This window comes from Streptomyces fradiae (assembly GCF_041270065.1).
Lineage (GTDB): Bacteria > Actinomycetota > Actinomycetes > Streptomycetales > Streptomycetaceae > Streptomyces.
The window spans coordinates 1,931,816-1,951,012 of the sequence record NZ_CP065958.1 but is presented as its reverse complement, the minus strand read 5'-3'; the positions used below and the strand labels follow the sequence as shown (position 1 = coordinate 1,951,012).

The following is a 19,197-nucleotide window of genomic DNA, read 5'->3' as shown; positions in this document are numbered from 1 at the left end:
GACCGAAGGGTTCCGGCGGCCCTCCGCCGTTGTGCACGCCGGGTCGTCAGGCCCTGCGGGCGGCGAGGGTCAGGACACGGCGGGCCCGGGCGACCACGGCCGCGTCGACGAACCGGCCGTCCGGCAGCGCGAGGGCGCCCTCCTGGGCCTCGGCCGCCTTGACCACCTCCTCGGCCGCGGCGATCTCGTCGGGGGCGGGGAGGTAGGCCCGCTCGATCACCGGGAGCTGGCGGGGGTGGATCGCGGTGCGCCCCAGGAAGCCGAGCGCGCGGCCCCGGGCGCAGCTCGCGGCGAGGGCGTCGAGGTCGCGGACGTCGGGGTGGACGGACTGGACCGGCGGCGGCAGGGCGGCGGCGCGGGCGGCGACCACGACCCGGCTGCGCGGCCAGTCGAGCCCGCGGTCCTCCCGTACGCCCAGGTCGGCGGCGAGATCGGCCTCGCCGAGTGCGATGCCGTGGACCGAGGGGTGGGCGGCGGCGATGGCGTGGGCGTGCTCGACGGCGAGCGCGTTCTCCAGGAGCGGGTAGAGCGGGAGGCCCGCGGCGATCTCGGCGATCCGGGCGATGTCAGTGGGGTGTGTCACCTTGGGAACACGGAGAGCGACGAGTCCGGGGAGGGAGACCAGGGATGGAATGTCGCGGGGTGCGTGCACGCGGACATGGACCGGTACGGGCTGGGGGTCGGCGAGCAGTTCGCGGGTGGCCGCGAGGGCGTAGGCCCGGCGGTCCGGGGCCACCGCGTCCTCCAGGTCGACGATGACGACGTCGGCGCCGGAGGCCAGGGCCTTGCCGACCACGTCGGGGCGGTCGCCGGGGGCGTAGAGCCAGGTGAGGGGGACGGGCCGGGTGACGGGTCGGGTGACAGGGCGGGTGACGGGCCGGGTGGGGGTCATACGGCTCCTTCGGCGCGCAGGGTGGCGATCTCGCCTGGGGTGAGACCGAGCTCGGAGAGGAGGGTGTGGGTGTCGGCGCCGTGCGGGCGGCCGGTCCAGCGGATCGCGCCGGGGGTGTCGGAGAGCCGGAAGAGCACGTTCTGCATCCGGATCGGGCCGAGCTCGGGGTCCGGGACCTCGGTGACGGTGCCGAGGGCCTGGAACTGGGGGTCGTCGAGGACGTCGCGGACGTCGTAGACGGGGGCGATGGCGGCCTCCGCCTTCTCGAAGGCGGCCATGGCCTCGTCGCGGGTGTGGCGCGAGATCCAGGAGCCGACCGCCTCGTCGAGGACGTCCGCGTGCGCGGCCCGTCCGGTGCCGGTGGCGAACCAGGGTTCGTCGATCAGCTCCGGCCGGCCGACCAGGCGCAGCACGCGTTCGGCGATCGACTGGGCGGAGGTGGAGACGGCGACCCAGGAACCGTCGGAGGTCTTGTAGGTGTTGCGCGGGGCGTTGTTGCGGGAGCGGTTGCCGGTGCGCGGCTGGACGTAGCCGAGCTGGTCGTACCAGAGGGGGTGGGGTCCGATGACGGAGAGCATCGGTTCGATGATGGCCATGTCGACGACCTGGCCGTGGCCGGTGGTGTGCCTGGCGGTGAGCGCGGTCATCACGGCGTACGCGGTGGCGAGGGCGGCGATCGAGTCGGCGAGGCCGAAGGGCGGCAGGGTCGGCGGTCCGTCCGGCTCGCCGGTGATGGCGGCGAAGCCGCTCATGGCCTCGGCGAGGGTGCCGAAGCCGGGCCGGTGGGCGTACGGGCCGAACTGGCCGAAGCCGGTGACCCGGGCGAGCACCAGGCGCGGGTTGACCGTGGACAGTTCCTCCCAGCCGAGGCCCCAGCGTTCCAGGGTGCCGGGGCGGAAGTTCTCCACGATCACGTCGGCCTCGGCGGCGAGCCGCAGCAGGGTGTCGCGGCCGCCGGGCGTGGACAGGTCGAGGGTCATGGTCCGCTTGTTGCGGCCGAGGACCTTCCACCACAGGCCGACGCCGTCCTTGGCGGGGCCGTGGCCGCGGGACGGGTCGGGCTTGCGGGGGTGCTCGATCTTGATCACGTCGGCCCCGAAGTCGCCGAGCATCATCGCGGCGAGCGGGCCCGCGAAGAGGGTGGCGAGGTCGAGGACGCGCAGTCCGTGCAGCGGCGGCTGCGGGGCGGTGCCGGCGGCGGGGCTCATGGCGGCGGTCATGCGAGGGCCGCCTCGATCGCGGCGCGGTACGGCATCGAGGTGGACGCGCCCTCGTGCTGCACCGAGAGCGCGGCGGCCGCCGACGCCCAGGCGAGGGCCTCCGGCATGGGGCGGCCCTCGGTGAGGGCCACGGCCAGGACCCCGGCGAAGGTGTCGCCGGCGGCGGTGGTGTCCACGGCCCGGACGCGGGGCGCGGGCACGGTCCGTGGTTCGGCGCCGCGTACGGCGTGCAGGCAGCCGGCCGCGCCGAGGGTGACGACCACCTCGGGCACCTGCTGCAGGAGCGCCTTGGCGGCGGCGGCCGGGTCGGTCTCGCCGGTGAGGGCGGTTGCCTCGTGCTCGTTCGGCACCAACAGGTCGGTGGCGGCGAGGAGTTCCGGCGGCAGGGGCTGGACGGGGGAGGGGGTGAGGATGGTGCGGACGCCGCGCTCGCGGGCGGCCCGCGCGCCCTCGACGACCACGGAGAGGGGGAGTTCGAGCTGGAGGAGCAGGGCGTCGGCGGTGCCGATCAGGGCCTCGTCGCCGTGGTCGAGGGAGGTGACGGTGCCGTTGGCGCCGGGGACGACGACGATCGCGTTGCCGCCCTCGTCGTCGACGACGATATGGGCGGTGCCGGAGGCGCCCTCGACGGTGCGGAGCAGATCGGTGTCGACGCCGCTGTGCTCGAGCGCGGCCCGCATCCGTACGCCGAAGTCGTCGGCGCCGACCGCGCCGATCATCGACACCTCGGCGCCGGCCCGGGCGGCGGCGACGGCCTGGTTGGCGCCCTTGCCGCCTGGCACGGTGCGGAACTCGCGGCCGGTGACGGTCTCGCCGCGGGCGGGCGCCTTGGCCACGTAGGCCACGAGGTCCATGTTCGTGCTGCCGAGCACGACGATGCTGCTGGTCATGGGCGTACTGCCTCCGAGTGCGTCAGTGCGGCCAGGGCGTCGAAGCCGATGCCGTCGAAGGACGGCACCGAGGTCGAGAGCCGGTTCTTGAGAGGGGAGGTCCAGGATTCGGGCAGCCGGTCCGGGTGCCCGGCGAGCAGTCCGGCGACCGAGCCGGCGGTGGCTCCGTTGGAGTCGGTGTCCCAGCCGCCGGACACGGCCGCGCCGATGGAGCGGGTGAAGTCGCCGTCGGCGTGGGTGAGCGCGGCGGCGAGCAGGGCGGCGTTGGGCACGGCATGGACCCAGTGATACCCGCCGAGTTCGGCGTGGAGCCGGTCCACCACGGTGTCGAAGTCCGGGTGCGTACGGGCGGCCCCGATGCCGAACCGTACGGCGCGGGCCAGCCGTGACCCGGGCGGCACGACGGCGAGCCCGGCGGCGAGGCAGGCGTGCACGTCGGCGGTCCCGCTCGCGGCGGCGGCGATCGTCGCGGCGACGAACATCGCGCCGTACACGCCGTTGCCGGTGTGGCTGAGCACGGCGTCCCGGTGGGCCTGGCGGGCGGCGCCGGCCGGGTCGCCGGGGTGGGTCCAGCCGTGCACGTCGGCGCGGATCTGCGCGCCGATCCACTCGCGGAAGGGGTTGCGGCGGGAGGCGGTGTGCGGGGGTTCGACACCGTCGAGGAGGTTGCGGTAGGCGATCCGCTCGGCGGTGAAGGTGCGTCCGGCGGGCAGTTCGTCCAGCCAGAGCCGGGCGACGTCGGCGGTGCCGAAGCCGCGGCCGTGGCGACGGAGGAGGAGCAGATTGAGGAGGGGGTAGTTGAGGTCGTCGTCCTCGGGCATCCCGTCGATGTTCTCGGCGAGCGAGGTGGTGGCGGAGCGGCGGTTCCACGGGTGCGCGGCGAGGAGCTCCGCGGGGACGCCGCGGGCCGTGAACCAGTCGCTGAGCGGCCAGTTGCCGGTGGCGCGGGCGAGGGCGCGGATGGCGGGGAGGGGCAGCTTCTCCACGGGCTTGCCGAGGAGACAGCCGGCGGCGCGGCCGAGCCAGGCGGCGTGCAGCCGGTTGTACAGGGCGTCGACTTCCCCCACCCCGCCCTCCCCCAGAGCTTCGCCCGGGTGGTGCCCCCACCCCGAAACTCTGACGAGACCGGGGGCTCCGCCCCCGTCCCCCTGGTCCCGCGGCGCCTCGCGCGTCGCGCTCGGCGGCCAGTTGGGGCAGGCGGCGATGATCGCGGTGAGGGGGGTGGGTTCCAGGGGGGTGAGGGGGGAGGGGAGTTCGGACAGGGCGTCGAGGAGGGTCTCGGCCAGGGGGCGGAGGTCCGGGCGGGGGGTGGGGGAGGCGCCGGCGGATGGGGGTGCGGGTGGGCCGCCGGCGGCGGACCAGCGGGCGGCGAGGGCGCGGGCGTCGCGGCCGTCCTCCGCCGCTTGGCGCAGTTCGTGACCCACCAGGTCCTCGGGCTGCACCCAGGTGAGGCGGACGGGGGTCGTGAGGGGCCGGGCGGCGCGGTGGTCCTCCGGGGCCTCCTCGGGGGCATGGCCCTGGGCGCCGGCCGGAGGGCTCGTCATCGGGCCGCGCCCGTCAGGGTCGCGTACGCCGACTCGTGGGACCGGCGGCGGGCCCTGTCGCGGGCGAAGACCTCGTGGGTCACGGCGGTCAGGGCGGCGGCCGGGGCGTGCAGGTCGAGGCGGCTGGCCTCGGCGATCTGTTTGGCCCACTCGGCGGGGACGGCGGACTCGCCGTGCAGGGCGCCGGCGAGCGCGCCGGCCATGGTGGCGATGGAGTCGCAGTCGCGGCCGTAGTTGACGGCGCCGAGGACCGTACGGCGGTAGTCGCCGTCGCCGACGAGGAGCATGCCGAGGGCGACGGGCAGTTCCTCGATGGCGTGGGTCCGGGAGGGGCGGCGGGCGTCCAGGGAGGGGGCGCGGTAGTCGGGGCCGACGGAGTCGAAGGGGGCGACGGCCCGGCGCAGCGGGGCGAGCGCGGTCTCGAAGTCCTGGTGCGCGTCGCCGACTTCGGCGATCGCCTCGATCGCCGCGCGGGTGCCGTCCTTGGCGAGGGCGAGCGCCGTGTCGACGACCGAGCGCGGGGTCGCCCCGGGCGTGCAGGCCGCGGCGACGGCGGCGGCGAAGACGCCGGCGGCCTCGCGTCCGTACGAGGACTGGTGGGCGCCCGCGATGTCGACGGCCTCGGCGTACGCGGCGGCCGGGTGCGCGGCGTTGACCAGGCCGACCGGGGCCATGTACATCGCGGCGCCGCAGTTGACGATGTTTCCGGTGCCGGCCTCGCGCGGGTCGGCGTGCCCGTAGTGGAGCCGGGCGACGATCCACTTCTCGGCCAGGAAGACCCGCTGGAGGGGCAGCGCCTCCGCCTCCAGTTCCGGGATCCAGACCGGGCGGCCGATGAGTTCGGGGACCAGGTGCTCGGCGACCGCGTACGCGTCGAGGTGGTCGCGGACCTTCTCGTACACCCTGATCAGGGCGTGGGTCATCAGGGTGTCGTCGGTGACGTGCCCGTCGCCCTTGTGGTACGGCGCGATGGGGCGGGCGGTGCGCCAGTCCGCGCCGTTCCAGGGGCCGACGATGCCGGTGACGCGGCCGCCGTGGCGTTCCACGATCTGCTCGGGGGTGTAGCCCTCGACGGGGCCGCCGAGGGCGTCGCCCACGGCGGCCCCGAGGAGGCTGCCGGTGATGCGGTCATCCAGCGTGGGGTGAGTTTGAGGGGTCATGCCGGAATTGTCCACCCGGGGTGGTCGGTTCCGTGGCTGCGAGGAGACCGGCGAGTTCGACCAGGTCGGTGCCCGCGAGGCGGGGGAGGGCGCAGCCCGCGAGGGTGCGGCAGGCGGCCCGCCAGGTCGCCGGCACCGAACCGCCGCCGCCCAGCGCGCCGGTGAGCGCGCCCGCGAGCGCCGGGGCGGAGTCGGCGACCCGGGACAGACAGACGGCGGCCGGCACGGCGGCGGTCATGTCGCCGCGCGCGGCGAGCGCGAGGGCGAGGGCGACCGGGACGGTCTCGGCCGCGGCGATGCCGTAGCTGTAGACGTGGTCGACGATCTGGTGCTCCAGGAGCGGGACCAGCTCGAAGGCGGTGGTGGCGGTGCGGGCCAGCTGGACGGCGTGGCGGGCGTTGCGGCCGATCTCCGTCGCGGGCGGCAGCTGGGCGAGCGCCGCCTCCACCGCGTCCTCGGCCGACGCGCCGCCGAGCGCCGCCGCGACCGCCGCGGCCATGGCCCGGGCGCCGTGCACGCCGTCGCCGTCCTGCGTGTAGCGCGCGTCGAACTCGGCGAGCGCGGCAGCCGCCTGGGGGTCCCCGGGATGGACGAGGGCGAGCACGGCGGCGCGGACGCAGGCGGCGTCGTCGAAGTAGTGCGGGTTGTCGTGGCCGGTCGCGGGCGGCCGCAGCCCGGTCGCCAGGTTCCCGAGCCCGGCCCGCACCGAGATCCGCGCCCGCAGCGGGAGCACGGCGGACTCGACCTCGGGCGCGCGGGCGGCCGCGGCGGCGACCTGGCTCGCGAGCGCGTTCCACGCCTGGTCGACGGCGGCCCGCAGCCGCCGCTCGGGCGCGAGCGTCCGGAACAGCGGCCCCGCCGCCGCGAGCAGCGCCTCAGCCGTGAACACCGCCCACTCGGCGTCGTCCGAGGGACCGAGGCGGAGGGGCTCGGGCGGCTGGTTCAGCGCGATCGGTACGGGCAGCGTCGTCGTCGCGTTCTCCTCGGCGAACGTGTCAAGCTCCCGGGTGAGCCGCCGCGTCCACTCCGGCATCCGCGCCGCCCGATGCCGCGCCGCCGGCCACCCGGCCGCGTCCCCGGCCGCCATCCCGAGCAACACCCCCTCGATCCCTTCCCGCCGCCCCTCCCGCCGCCCCCGCCTGCGCACCCCGAGCACCGGCGCCCGGCGCCCGGTGAGCCTGGCCCTGTTGGCGGTGGCGGCTTCGCCGGTTCGGCGGGCGGCGCGACCCTGCGGCCCGGCTTCGCCAGGCTTCGCGCCTGCCGCCGCCGGGGCGGTCGGCGCGCCGAGGTGTGCCTGCGCACCCTGCCCACCGGCTCCGCCGTGGGCCCAGCCCCCGTTGGTGGCGGCTTCGCCGGCCACCTGGTTCCGCCTCCCAGGTTCACCGACAGCGTCGCCCACAGGGCTGAACCCGCGGGCCATCGGTCCGGCTCCCCTGTTTTGCGGCCCGGCTTCGCCGACCGCTCCGTTCCAGCCCCTGGCTTCGCCGGGGTTCGCGCCTCCCCGGGGCAAGTCGGTCGGAGGGCTGAGGCTTGCCTGCGCACCCTGCCCACCGGCTCCGCCGTGGGCCCAGCTCCCGTTGGTGGCGGCTTCGCCGCCGCCCTCGCTCCAGCCGCAGGCTCGGCCGGGGCGCCCGGTGTCCGGGGCTTGCCGCCCGGCGTCGCCCGCGGGGCGGAGCCCGCGGGCCACCGGTCCGGCCGCCCGGTCCCACCGCCCGGCTTCGCCGGGGCGCCCGGCACGCGCCTCCCGCTCCGCGGCTTCGCCGACGGTGCCGACCCCGGGGCCGGAAGCCCGCGCGTCGGAACGCCGGCCGCGCACCTGCCCGTCCGTTCGCCCGTCGGGCCGGCCGTCCGCCTGCCCGTCCGGCCGGGCGCCCGGTTCCTCCGGCGCCCCGCCGTCCCGCTCGGGGCCCGGGCGGGCGGACCCCTCCGCGCCGTCCTCCGAACTCGTCGAAGACCATTCCTCGCCGCCTCGGTTCGGCGTCGCAGTGGTCGTCAGGTCTGCGCTCATCAGGACTCTCCCTCCGGGGTGAGCAGGTCGGCGATGTCGAGGACGTGGTAGCCGCGCATGGAGGGGAGGCAGGAGCCGGCGACCGGGGGGATGGCGGAGGCCCACTCGGGCGGGATCACGGTGGCGCCGCCCAGGGCGCCGGCGAGGGCGCCGGCGACGGCGGCGGTGGTGTCGGCGTCGCGGCCCATGTTGACGGCGGTGAGGACCGAGGTGCGGAAGTCGCCGCGGGCCGCGGCGAAGGCGCCGAAGGCGAGGGCGACGGCCTCGGGGGCGAGGTCGGTCCAGGGGTAGCCGCCGATGACGACGGCGGAGCGGACCGCGCGCTCCCGGGTCAGCGGGTCCGGCTCGACGCGCTGGGCCGCCACCACCGCCCGGCGCATCGAGCGGGCGGTCCAGGAGTCCATCGGGACCACGGAGAGGGCGGCCGCGATGACGGAGGTGACGCTCGCACCGTCCATCGCCGCCGCGACGCCCGCCGCCACCGCCTGGCCGCCGTAGATGCCCTCGCCCTCGTGGCTGACGCTGCCGTCGATGGAGACGAGCCGCGCCGCCTCCGCCGGGCGGCCCGCCGCGAACACCCCGAAGGGCGCCGCCCGCATCGCGAGACCGTCGCTCCAGGCGTGCCGGTGCTGGGCCGAGATGGGCGCGGCGAGGCCCCGGCGCAGGTTCTCCAGGGTGCCGCGCTCCGAGAAGCCAGCGCCCCGGAACGGGCCCTCGTCGAGGTCGGCGATCCAGTGGTGCCAGGCCCGTTCGACATGGGCCACGGTCAGGGCGGAGCCGTGCCGGGCGAGCAACAGGCCCGAGAAGATGGCGTACTCGGTGTCGTCGGTGCCGGCCGGGCGGTCCGCCACGAAGCCCTCGATCCGGCCCCAGCGACGGCGGATCTCCGAGGGCCGCAGGTTCTCCGCGGGCGCGCCGAGCGCGTCGCCCACCGCGAGGCCGAGCAACGCCCCCCGCGCCCGTTCCCGCACCTCGCCCGCCGTGACCGTCGCCTCGCCCGTCATGCCGTACCCCTTCCGTGCTCTCCCCCATCTCTGCCACGCGGGGGCCCACACCCTTCACGGAAACGTTTCTGTCACCCGGGTGACGGTGTGTCAGTTCCCTCCGACCCCCGTCCGACCCCCGCGCGAACGGCAAGGTCAGCCTTAGTAAGTACGGCCTGCCTTGCTGGCGAGCCCCTTACATCGGGCGTATTTTCGAGGATGTCGAAGGGGGCGGGGCTGCCGAACCCGCAGCGAACACAGGGGAGAAGCATGTCCATCATCGAAGCCGTCGCGCCGCTCCACGAAGCCCACCGCGACAACCACACCCACCGTGACGTCAACGGCGGCTGGCTGCGCCCCGCGGTCTTCGGCGCGATGGACGGACTCGTCTCCAACCTGGCGCTCATGACCGGTGTCGCCGGCGGCGCGGTCTCCTCGCAGACCGTCGTCATCACCGGTCTCGCCGGACTCGCCGCCGGCGCCTTCTCGATGGCCGCCGGCGAATACACCTCGGTCGCCTCCCAGCGCGAGCTGGTCCAGGCCGAACTGGACGTCGAGCGGCTTCAGTTGCGCAAGCACCCGGTCGACGAGATGGAGGAGCTGGCCGCGCTCTACGTCTCCCGCGGCGTCGAGCCCGCGCTCGCCCGCGAGGTCGCGATGCAGCTGTCCCGGGACCCGGAGCAGGCGCTGGAGATCCACGCCCGCGAGGAGCTGGGCATCGACCCCGACGACCTGCCGTCGCCGATGGTCGCCGCGGTGTCGTCCTTCGGCTCCTTCGCGCTCGGCGCCCTGCTGCCCGTCCTGCCGTATCTGCTCGGCGCGACCGCGCTCTGGCCGGCCGTGCTGCTCGCGCTCCTCGGGCTCTTCGCCTGCGGCGCCCTGGTCGCCCGGGTGACCGCCCGCAGCTGGTGGTTCAGCGGACTGCGCCAGCTCGTCCTCGGCGGTGCCGCCGCGGCCGTGACGTACGGGCTCGGCATGCTCTTCGGGGCCGCGCTCTAGCCGTACGGGCTGCCTGCTCGTACGGGCTGCGCTCCAGCCGTACGAAAGGGCCGTGCGCCCCGCCCACGCCCCGGGCCCCCGTCCGCGCCGCGCCCCCAGGCCCCCGCACCCGCGGGGGCCTTCCGCTTGCCCGTAAGGCCAACCGGCGCATGCTGTCTCTGTGACGTATCTCCCTGGGCGGATCCGCCGTTCCGGTGAGACACTATGCACAGCGCCACATATCTAGCCGGTTACCGGGCGGTTTCGAAGTTCCGTTCGGCGGGCATGAGGCACAAGCGCCGCGGGCAATGACGCCCGCTCTGTGACGGTCCACCCGCACCCAAGGGCCCGGGTCCGTCCCCCACGGGAAACGCCTTCGTCGCACCGCGATTCCCGTACCCCACAGCTGAACCACCCGCCACCGCCCGTATCGGCGGTGTCCGCATGCTGGAATGAGCTATCCACTTTCCGAGAAGCCAGCCATCATGTAACCTGCACGAAATTTCGCGGAGGGCCAACGTCGTCCCTCGGCTGCTGCATATGCCACGACGACGACGGGAGAGCCGATGCGTTCCGACGCCTGGTCGCCCATGGACGGTCGCCCCGCCCCGCAGGGGATGTACGACCCCCGTAACGAACACGACGCCTGTGGTGTCGGGTTCGTGGCCACCCTCACCGGTGTTGCCAGCCACGAGCTGGTCGAGCAGGCGCTGACCGTACTGCGCAACCTCGAGCACCGCGGCGCCACCGGCTCCGAGCCCGACTCCGGTGACGGCGCCGGCATCCTGCTCCAGGTCCCGGACGCCTTCCTCCGCGAGGTCGCCGGATTCGAGCTTCCCGAGGCCGGCGCGTACGCCGTCGGCATCGCCTTCCTCCCCGCCGACGGCTCCGCACAGGCCGTCTCGCGGATCGAGACGATCGCGTCCGAGGAGGGTCTGAACGTCCTCGGCTGGCGCGAGGTCCCCGTCGCCCCCGACCTGCTCGGCGCCTCCGCCCGCTCGACCATGCCGGTCTTCCGCCAGCTGTTCGTCGCGGACACCGCCGGCCAGGCCAACGGCATCGCGCTCGACCGCAAGGCCTTCGTCCTGCGCAAGCGCGCCGAGCGCGAGGCCGGGACCTACTTCCCGTCGCTCTCCGCCCGCACCATCGTCTACAAGGGCATGCTGACCACCGGCCAGCTGGAGCCCTTCTTCCCGGACCTGTCGGACCGCCGCTGCGCCACCGCCGTGGCCCTGGTCCACTCCCGGTTCTCCACCAACACCTTCCCGAGCTGGCCGCTCGCCCACCCGTACCGCTTCGTCGCGCACAACGGCGAGATCAACACGGTCAAGGGCAACCGCAACTGGATGACCGCCCGCGAGGCCCAGCTCGTCGGCGACGTCTTCGGCCAGGGCCAGGACGGCCGCGGCATCGAGCGGATCTTCCCGGTCTGCACCCCGGACGCCTCCGACTCCGCCTCCTTCGACGAGGTCCTGGAGCTGCTCCACCTCGGCGGCCGTTCGCTGCCGCACGCGGTCCTGATGATGGTCCCCGAGGCGTGGGAGAACCACGACTCCATGGACCCGGCCCGCCGCGCCTTCTACCAGTACCACTCCACGATGATGGAGCCCTGGGACGGCCCCGCCTGCGTCACCTTCACCGACGGCACCCAGGTCGGCGCGGTCCTCGACCGCAACGGTCTGCGCCCCGGCCGCTACTGGGTCACCGACGAGGGTCTCGTCGTGCTCTCCTCCGAGGTCGGCGTCCTCGACATCGACCCCGCCAAGGTCGTCCGCAAGGGCCGCCTCCAGCCCGGCAAGATGTTCCTCGTCGACACCGCCGAGCACCGCATCATCGAGGACGACGAGATCAAGGCCGCCCTCGCCGCCGAGCAGCCCTACGCGGAGTGGCTGGAGACCGGCGAGATCGAGCTCTCCGACCTCCCCGAGCGCGAGCACATCGTGCACACCCACGCCTCGGTCACCCGCCGCCAGCAGACCTTCGGCTACACCGAGGAAGAGCTCCGCGTCATCCTCGCCCCGATGGCCCGCACCGGCGCCGAGCCGATCGGCTCCATGGGCACGGACTCGCCGATCGCGGCCCTGTCCGAGCGCCCGCGGCTGCTCTTCGACTACTTCACCCAGCTGTTCGCGCAGGTCACCAACCCGCCGCTGGACGCCATCCGCGAGGAGCTCGTGACGAGCCTCCGCTCCTCGCTCGGCCCGGGCAGCAACCTGCTCGACCCGACCGCCGCGTCGTGCCGAAGCGTCACCCTGCCCTTCCCGGTGATCGACAACGACGAGCTGGCCAAGCTCATCCACATCAACGCCGACGGCGACATGCCCGGCATGAAGGCCGTGACCCTCTCCGGTCTCTACCGGGTCTCCGGCGGCGGCGACGCGCTCGCCGCCCGGATCGACGAGATCTGCGCCGAGGCCGACGCGGCGATCGAGGACGGCGCCCGGCTGATCGTCCTGTCCGACCGGCACTCCGACGCCGAGCACGCGCCGATCCCGTCGCTGCTGCTCACCGCCGCCGTGCACCACCACCTCATCCGCACCAAGCAGCGCACCAAGGTGGGCCTGCTCGTCGAGGCCGGTGACGTCCGCGAGGTCCACCACGTCGCCCTGCTCATCGGCTACGGCGCCGCCGCGGTCAACCCGTACCTGGCCATGGAGTCCGTCGAGGACCTGGTCCGGGCCGGCACCTTCATCACGGACACCGAGGCCGAGCAGGCCATCCGTAACCTGATCTACGCCCTCGGCAAGGGCGTCCTCAAGGTCATGTCCAAGATGGGCATCTCCACCGTCGCCTCCTACCGCGGCGCCCAGGTCTTCGAGGCCGTCGGCCTCGACACCGCCTTCGTCGAGAAGTACTTCAACGGCACCGCCACCAAGATCGGCGGCGCCGGCCTCGACGTCGTCGCCAAGGAGGTCGCCGCCCGCCACGCCAAGGCGTACCCGGCCACCGGCATCCCCTCGGCGCACCGCGCCCTGGAGATCGGCGGCGAGTACCAGTGGCGCCGCGAGGGCGAGCCGCACCTCTTCGACCCGGAGACCGTCTTCCGCCTGCAGCACGCCACGCGCTCCAAGCGGTACGACATCTTCAAGAAGTACACCGACCGGGTGAACGAGCAGTCCGAGCGCCTGATGACGCTCCGCGGCCTGTTCGGCTTCGCCGACGGCGGCCGGGCGCCGATCTCGATCGACGAGGTCGAGCCGGTCTCCGAGATCGTCAAGCGCTTCTCCACCGGCGCCATGTCCTACGGCTCCATCTCGCGCGAGGCCCACGAGACCCTCGCCATCGCCATGAACCAGCTGGGCGGCAAGTCCAACACCGGTGAGGGTGGCGAGGACCCGGACCGCCTGTACGACCCGGCGCGCCGCTCCGCGATCAAGCAGGTCGCCTCCGGCCGCTTCGGCGTGACGAGCGAGTACCTGGTCAACGCGGACGACATCCAGATCAAGATGGCCCAGGGCGCCAAGCCCGGCGAGGGCGGCCAGCTGCCCGGCCACAAGGTCTACCCGTGGGTCGCCAAGACGCGTCACTCGACGCCCGGCGTCGGGCTGATCTCCCCGCCGCCGCACCACGACATCTACTCCATCGAGGACCTGGCTCAGCTGATCCACGACCTCAAGAACGCCAACCCGGTCGCCCGCATCCACGTGAAGCTGGTCTCCGAGGTCGGCGTCGGCACGGTCGCGGCCGGTGTCTCCAAGGCCCACGCGGACGTCGTGCTCATCTCCGGCCACGACGGCGGTACGGGTGCCTCCCCGCTGACCTCGCTGAAGCACGCGGGCGGCCCCTGGGAGCTCGGCCTCGCCGAGACCCAGCAGACCCTGCTGCTCAACGGCCTGCGCGACCGCATCGTCGTGCAGACCGACGGCCAGCTGAAGACCGGCCGCGACGTCGTCATCGCCGCGCTGCTCGGCGCCGAGGAGTTCGGTTTCGCGACCGCGCCGCTCGTCGTCTCCGGCTGCGTCATGATGCGCGTCTGCCACCTCGACACCTGCCCGGTCGGCATCGCCACCCAGAACCCGGTGCTGCGCGACCGCTTCTCCGGCAAGGCCGAGTACGTCGTCAACTTCTTCGAGTTCATCGCGCAGGAGGTCCGCGAGCTCCTCGCCGAGCTGGGCTTCCGCTCGATCGAGGAGGCCGTCGGCCACGCCGAGCTGCTCGACACCAGCCGCGCCGTCTCCCACTGGAAGGCGCAGGGCCTGGACCTGGAGCCGCTCTTCCACGTGCCGGCGCTGACCGACGGCGCGGTCCGCCACGCCCTGATCGAGCAGGACCACGGCCTGGAGAAGGCCCTCGACAACGAGCTGATCGAGCTCGCCGCCGAGGCCCTGAACGCCGCCTCCGCCGAGGCCGCCCAGCCGGTCCGCGCCCAGGTCGCCATCCGGAACATCAACCGGACCGTCGGCACCATGCTCGGCCACCACGTGACCAAGCGCTTCGGCGGTGCCGGTCTGCCGGCCGACACCATCGACATCACCTTCACCGGCTCCGCGGGCCAGTCCTTCGGCGCCTTCCTGCCGGCCGGTGTCACGCTCCGCCTGGAGGGCGACGCCAACGACTACGTCGGCAAGGGCCTCTCCGGCGGCCGCGTGATCGTCCGCCCGGACCGCGGCGCCGACCACCTGGCCGAGTACTCGACCATCGCGGGCAACACCATCGGCTACGGCGCCACCGGCGGCGAGCTGTTCCTGCGCGGCCGCACCGGCGAGCGCTTCTGCGTCCGCAACTCCGGCGCGCTGGTCGTCTCCGAGGGCGTGGGCGACCACGGCTGCGAGTACATGACCGGCGGCCAGGCGGTCGTCCTCGGCGAGACCGGCCGCAACTTCGCGGCGGGCATGTCCGGCGGCGTCGCCTATGTGATCGACCTGAACCGGGACAACGTCAACTCCGGCAACCTCGGCGCCGTCGAGGCCCTGTCCGACACGGACCGGGAGTGGCTGCACGAGGTCGTGCGCCGCCACCAGGAGGAGACCGGCTCCACGGTCGCCGAGAAGCTGCTCGCCGACTGGGACGCCGCCGCGGCCCGCTTCAGCAAGATCATCCCCACCACGTACAAGGCAGTGCTCGCCGCCAAGGACGCCGCTGAGCTCGCCGGCCTCTCCGAGGCCGAGACCACCGAGAAGATGATGGAGGCGGCGACCCATGGCTGACCCGAAGGGCTTTCTCACCACCGGCCGCGAGGTCGCCAGGACCCGGCCCGTCGCCGAGCGCGTCAAGGACTGGAACGAGGTCTACGTCCCCGGCTCCCTGCTGCCGATCATCAGCAAGCAGGCCGGCCGCTGCATGGACTGCGGCATCCCGTTCTGCCACAACGGCTGCCCGCTCGGGAACCTGATCCCCGAGTGGAACGACTACGCCTACCGCGAGGACTGGTCGGCGGCGTCGGAGCGGCTGCACGCCACCAACAACTTCCCGGAGTTCACCGGCCGCCTGTGCCCGGCTCCGTGCGAGTCGGCGTGCGTGCTCGGCATCAACCAGCCGGCCGTCACCATCAAGAACGTCGAAGTCTCGATCATCGACAAGGCGTGGGACGCGAACGACGTGAAGCCGCAGGCGCCCGAGCGCCTCTCCGGCAAGACCGTCGCCGTGATCGGCTCGGGCCCGGCGGGTCTCGCCGCCGCCCAGCAGCTGACCCGGGCCGGCCACACCGTGGTGGTGTACGAGCGGGCCGACCGCATCGGCGGTCTGCTGCGCTACGGCATCCCCGAGTTCAAGATGGAGAAGCGGCACATCAACCGCCGCATCGAGCAGATGCGCGCGGAGGGCACCAAGTTCCGCACCGGCGTCGAGGTGGGCCGCGACATCACCGCGACCGACCTGCGTAAGCGCTTCGACGCGGTCGTCGTCGCGGCCGGCGCCACCACCGCCCGCGACCTGCCCGTCCCGGGCCGGGAGCTCAAGGGCGTGTACCAGGCGATGGAGTACCTGCCGCTCGCCAACAAGGTGCAGGAGGGCGACTTCGTCGCCCCGCCGATCACCGCCGAGGGCAAGCACGTGGTCGTCATCGGCGGCGGCGACACCGGCGCGGACTGCGTCGGCACGGCGCACCGCCAGGGCGCGGCCTCGGTCACCCAGCTGGAGATCATGCCCAAGCCGGGCGAGGAGCGGAACGCCGGCCAGCCCTGGCCGACCTTCCCCATGCTCTACAAGGTCACCTCGGCCCACGAGGAGGGCGGCGAGCGGGTCTACTCCGTCTCCACCACCCACTTCGAGGGCGACGAGGACGGCAACGTCCAGTTCCTGCACCTCGTCGAGGTCGAGTTCGTCGACGGCAAGCTGACCCAGAAGCCGGGCACGGAGCGCAGGATCCCCGCCCAGCTGGTCACGCTCGCGATGGGCTTCACCGGCACCGACGTCGAGAACGGCCTGGTCGCGCAGTTTGGTCTGGACCTCGACGAGCGGGGTAACATCGCCCGTGACGCGGACTTCGCCACCAATGTCGATGGCGTCTTCGTCGCCGGTGACGCCGGCCGCGGTCAGTCCCTGATCGTGTGGGCCATCGCGGAGGGCCGCTCGGCCGCCCGCGGCGTCGACCGCCACCTGACGGGTGCCAGCTCCCTGCCGGCCCCGATCCGCCCGACGGACCGTTCCCTGATGGTCTGATCCGCCGGATCACCCCTCTGACGTCCCGTACAACGACGTACGGAACTGAGCGCGGCGCCCCCCGAATGTCCCCGACCGGACGACTGGGTAGGGCGCCGCGGCGCGTTCGAATCCACGCGGACGCGTTCCTACGGGCAGACGAGGGACCTGAGCCAGGCCGCCGCTGCGTCCAGAGCCCGGTCCGCCTCCGGGAGCACTCCCAGGCCGCCCAGGAAGCCGTGGAACATGCCCGTGTGGAGCTGGACGTGGGTCGGGACGCCGGATGACGAGAGACGGCGGGCGTAGGCGAGGCCCTCGTCGCGGAGGGGGTCGCAGTCGGCGAGGACGATCAGGGTCGGCGGGAGGCCGGAGACGTCGGTCGCCAGGCCGGGGGAGGCGGCGCCGGGGTCTCCGTCGGGGCCCAGATACTGCTGCCAGTACCAGCGCATATGGGCGGTGGTGTGGAAGAAGCCCTCCGCGTAGGTGGCCGCCGACCCGCCGTCCAGCCGGTGGTCCAGGACCGGGTAGAGCAGCAGCTGACCGGCGAGCGCGGGGCCGCCGCGGTCACGGGCGCGCGGGGCGCAGGCCGCTGCGAGGTTGCCGCCGCTGGAGTCGCCGGCCAGGACGAGGGGGCGGCCGGGGTGCCGGGCGGCGGCCCATTCCAGGGCCGCGTACACGTCGTCCTCGGCGGCCGGGAAGCGGTGCTCGGGGGCGCGGCGGTAGTCGACGGAGACGACCGTCGCGCCGCTGCGGGCGGCGAGGGCGCGGCACAGCCGGTCGTGGGTGTCCAGGTCGCACAGCACCCAGCCGCCGCCGTGCGCGAAGACGACGACCAGGTCGGCCTCGCCCTCGTACACGCGGACGGGGACGTCCTTCGCGTACGTGTCGACGGCGCCGGCGCCCGGCGGGAGCTCGCCCAGGTGGGCCCGCGCCGCCGCCCGCAGTGCCGCCGCGCCGTCCTCGGGGCGCGGGAAGCCCGCCGACATCGCGTCGCACAGGGCGCGGGCGGCCGGGGTCAAGGGGTCCGGCGTCATGCGGTGAGCCCTCCGTCCACGGTGAACTCGGCGCCCGTCACGTACGAGGCCGCGTCCGACAACAAGAACGCGACCAGCTCCCCGACCTCGCGCGGCCGGCCCATCCGCCCGAGCGGCACGTGCGACCAGTCGCGGTCGGCGACCGCCGCCGTCATCGGGGTGTCGACGGCGCCGGGATGGACCGTGTTGACCCGGATGCCGTACGGGGCGAGATCACGCGCCGCCGAGCGGCTGAGGCCGCGCAGCCCGAACTTGCCCGCGCCGTACGCCGCGTGGCCCGGGACGCCGACCAGGCCGGCCGTCGACGACACGTTCACGATCGAGCCGCCGCCCGCCTCGCGCAGCGCCGGAAGCACCGCCCGCATGCCGAGGAACGGGCCCAGCAGATCGACCCGCAGGAGCAGCTCGAAGTTGTCGTACGTCTCGTCCTCCAGCGGCGCGGTGCGCCACAGAGCCGCGTTGTTGACCAGGCCGTCGAGCCGGCCGTACGAGCCGAGCGCCGTGGCCGCGACCGCCGCCCAGTCCTCCGCCGACGTCACGTCGTGCCGTACGAACACGCCCCGGTCCGGCCCGAGTTCGGCCGCGACCGCCCGGCCCTCCTCCTCCCGTACGTCGGTGAGGACCACCCGCGCGCCGGCCTCCGCGAGCAGCCGGGCCTCGGCGGCGCCCTGGCCCCGGGCCGCGCCGGTGACGATCACGGCTCTGTCCCGCAGACCCTTGGGCCCGGTCACGCGGCCGTCTCCAGCGCGCGGAAGTGCGGGATGACCTTCTCGCCCCACTGGCGGACGGTCTCCAGACAGACCTCCTGCGGCACCGTGCCCATCTGGATCAGGCACATCACCTCGTCGACACCGATCCGCCGCAGCCGCTCGACATGGGCGATGGCCGTGTCGGCGTCCCCGTAGGCGTGGTCGGTGTTGTACGTGCCGGTGTCGACCGGCCGGGCCGGGATGTGCGCCTCGTGGAGCCGGGCCACCAACTCGTCCCTCTCGCGGGCGAGGGCGGCGGTGTGGTCCTCGTCCTCGGCGTGGCCGGTGGGCGCGGGGCCGCCGCCGTACCAGTGGGCGATGGACTCGGCGAAGAAGCGCTGGCCACGGGTGCCGAGCCGCAGGGCGCGCGCCGCGTCGTCGAGCACGATCGTCGGGCAGAGCGCCGAGAAGTAGTCGTTGACCTCGGTGGAGACGAACTTCGAGCCGTCCCGTACGGCGACGGCCTCGTCGTACACCGTGCGCATCGCGCGCACGTCGTCGGCGCCCGCGAAGCCCATCACCAGGGCACCGATGCCGAGTTCGGCGGCCAGCCTGAGGGTCTCGTGCTTGGAGCAGGCCATGAAGAGCGGCGGATGGGGGTGCTGCACGGGGCGGGGGAGGACCGCGCCGGGGCCGATGTCGAGCGAGCCGTGCCACTCGAACTCCGGCTTCCGCCAGGCGGCGGCGAAGATCCGCAGCGCCTCCTCCACCTGCGGCTGGGTGTGCTCGGGCCGGACCCCGAACATCCGCATCTCCTGCCGGGTCGCGCCGCGCCCGGCGCCGACGTCGACCCGCCCGCCGGACAGCACGTCCAGCATGGCGGCGCGCTCGGCGACCCGGACCGGGTGCTGGTAGCCGAAGGGCATGGTGACCACGCCGTGACCGATGCGGATCCGCTCGGTCCGGGCGGCCACCCAGGTCAGGAAGATCTCGGACGCGCTCATGTGGGCGTACTGGGTGAGGGAGTGGTGCTCCACCGCCCAGATCCGGTCGAAGCCCATCTCCTCGGCGAGGACGGCCTGTTCGACGCAGTCGTGGATGAGCTGGTGTTCGCGGTCGGGGGTCGGGTCGACGAGCTGTGCTTCGAAGATCATGGAGAACTTCACGGGAGCTCCTCCCCAGGCGGTTATGCCTAATTGAAATACTTCTAGCAGGCATAG

13 protein-coding genes are annotated in these 19,197 nt (G+C 74.0%); 3 read left to right on the top strand and 10 right to left on the bottom strand.

Annotated features, from left to right (window positions below; genetic code table 11):
• Positions 1-46 precede the first annotated feature (46 nt).
• The 7 genes from JAO84_RS08730 to JAO84_RS08700 all read right to left on the bottom strand — a co-directional run bounded on the left by JAO84_RS08730 (position 47) and on the right by JAO84_RS08700 (position 8,718).
• Complete coding sequence (locus JAO84_RS08730) at positions 47-892, bottom strand: CoA ester lyase (RefSeq protein WP_370411926.1); 846 nt, start codon at positions 890-892, stop codon at positions 47-49.
• The gene (locus tag JAO84_RS08725) at positions 889-2,112 is read right to left on the bottom strand and encodes a CaiB/BaiF CoA transferase family protein (RefSeq protein ID WP_370411924.1); all 1,224 of its coding nucleotides are present in this window, start codon (positions 2,110-2,112) and stop codon (positions 889-891) included. Before JAO84_RS08725 ends, JAO84_RS08730 begins: the two co-directional genes overlap by 4 nt.
• Positions 2,109-3,002, bottom strand: coding sequence for a ribokinase (gene rbsK, locus JAO84_RS08720; RefSeq protein WP_370411922.1), 894 nt, complete (start codon positions 3,000-3,002; stop codon positions 2,109-2,111). The genes JAO84_RS08725 and rbsK overlap by 4 nt, the downstream gene beginning before the upstream one ends.
• Positions 2,999-4,546: an ADP-ribosylglycohydrolase family protein gene (locus tag JAO84_RS08715; RefSeq protein ID WP_370411920.1), complete on the bottom strand. Its 1,548-nt coding sequence runs from the start codon at positions 4,544-4,546 to the stop codon at positions 2,999-3,001. Before JAO84_RS08715 ends, rbsK begins: the two co-directional genes overlap by 4 nt.
• A complete protein-coding gene (locus JAO84_RS08710) occupies positions 4,543-5,706 on the bottom strand; it encodes an ADP-ribosylglycohydrolase family protein (RefSeq protein ID WP_370411918.1) in 1,164 nt (387 codons plus the stop codon). The genes JAO84_RS08715 and JAO84_RS08710 overlap by 4 nt, the downstream gene beginning before the upstream one ends.
• Positions 5,675-7,126: an ADP-ribosylglycohydrolase family protein gene (locus tag JAO84_RS08705; protein ID WP_370411916.1), complete on the bottom strand. Its 1,452-nt coding sequence runs from the start codon at positions 7,124-7,126 to the stop codon at positions 5,675-5,677. Before JAO84_RS08705 ends, JAO84_RS08710 begins: the two co-directional genes overlap by 32 nt.
• 587 nt (positions 7,127-7,713) lie before the next feature.
• A complete protein-coding gene (locus tag JAO84_RS08700) occupies positions 7,714-8,718 on the bottom strand; it encodes an ADP-ribosylglycohydrolase family protein (RefSeq protein ID WP_370411914.1) in 1,005 nt (334 codons plus the stop codon).
• 249 nt (positions 8,719-8,967) lie between these two features.
• On the opposite strand from JAO84_RS08700, the gene JAO84_RS08695 reads away from it, so the two are divergent.
• The 3 genes from JAO84_RS08695 (at position 8,968) to JAO84_RS08685 (ending at position 16,275) form a co-directional block, all read left to right on the top strand.
• On the top strand, positions 8,968-9,696 hold the full coding sequence (locus JAO84_RS08695; protein WP_370411912.1) for a VIT1/CCC1 transporter family protein: 729 nt from the start codon (positions 8,968-8,970) through the stop codon (positions 9,694-9,696).
• 545 nt (positions 9,697-10,241) lie between these two features.
• Positions 10,242-14,822, top strand: coding sequence for a glutamate synthase large subunit (gltB, locus tag JAO84_RS08690; RefSeq protein ID WP_370411910.1), 4,581 nt, complete (start codon positions 10,242-10,244; stop codon positions 14,820-14,822).
• A complete protein-coding gene (locus JAO84_RS08685) occupies positions 14,815-16,275 on the top strand; it encodes a glutamate synthase subunit beta (protein ID WP_370411908.1) in 1,461 nt (486 codons plus the stop codon). The genes gltB and JAO84_RS08685 overlap by 8 nt, the downstream gene beginning before the upstream one ends.
• Before the next feature lie 128 nt (positions 16,276-16,403).
• On the opposite strand, the gene JAO84_RS08680 is transcribed toward JAO84_RS08685, so the two are convergent.
• The 3 genes from JAO84_RS08680 to JAO84_RS08670 are packed head-to-tail and all read right to left on the bottom strand — an operon-like array spanning position 16,404 to position 19,143.
• Positions 16,404-17,288: an alpha/beta hydrolase gene (locus JAO84_RS08680; RefSeq protein WP_370411906.1), complete on the bottom strand. Its 885-nt coding sequence runs from the start codon at positions 17,286-17,288 to the stop codon at positions 16,404-16,406.
• Positions 17,285-18,019, bottom strand: coding sequence for a glucose 1-dehydrogenase (locus JAO84_RS08675; protein WP_265866235.1), 735 nt, complete (start codon positions 18,017-18,019; stop codon positions 17,285-17,287). The genes JAO84_RS08680 and JAO84_RS08675 overlap by 4 nt, the downstream gene beginning before the upstream one ends.
• Entirely contained in the window at positions 18,016-19,143 is a 1,128-nt protein-coding gene (locus JAO84_RS08670) for an LLM class flavin-dependent oxidoreductase (RefSeq protein ID WP_370411904.1), read from the bottom strand. The genes JAO84_RS08675 and JAO84_RS08670 overlap by 4 nt, the downstream gene beginning before the upstream one ends.
• Positions 19,144-19,197: the final 54 nt, after the last annotated feature.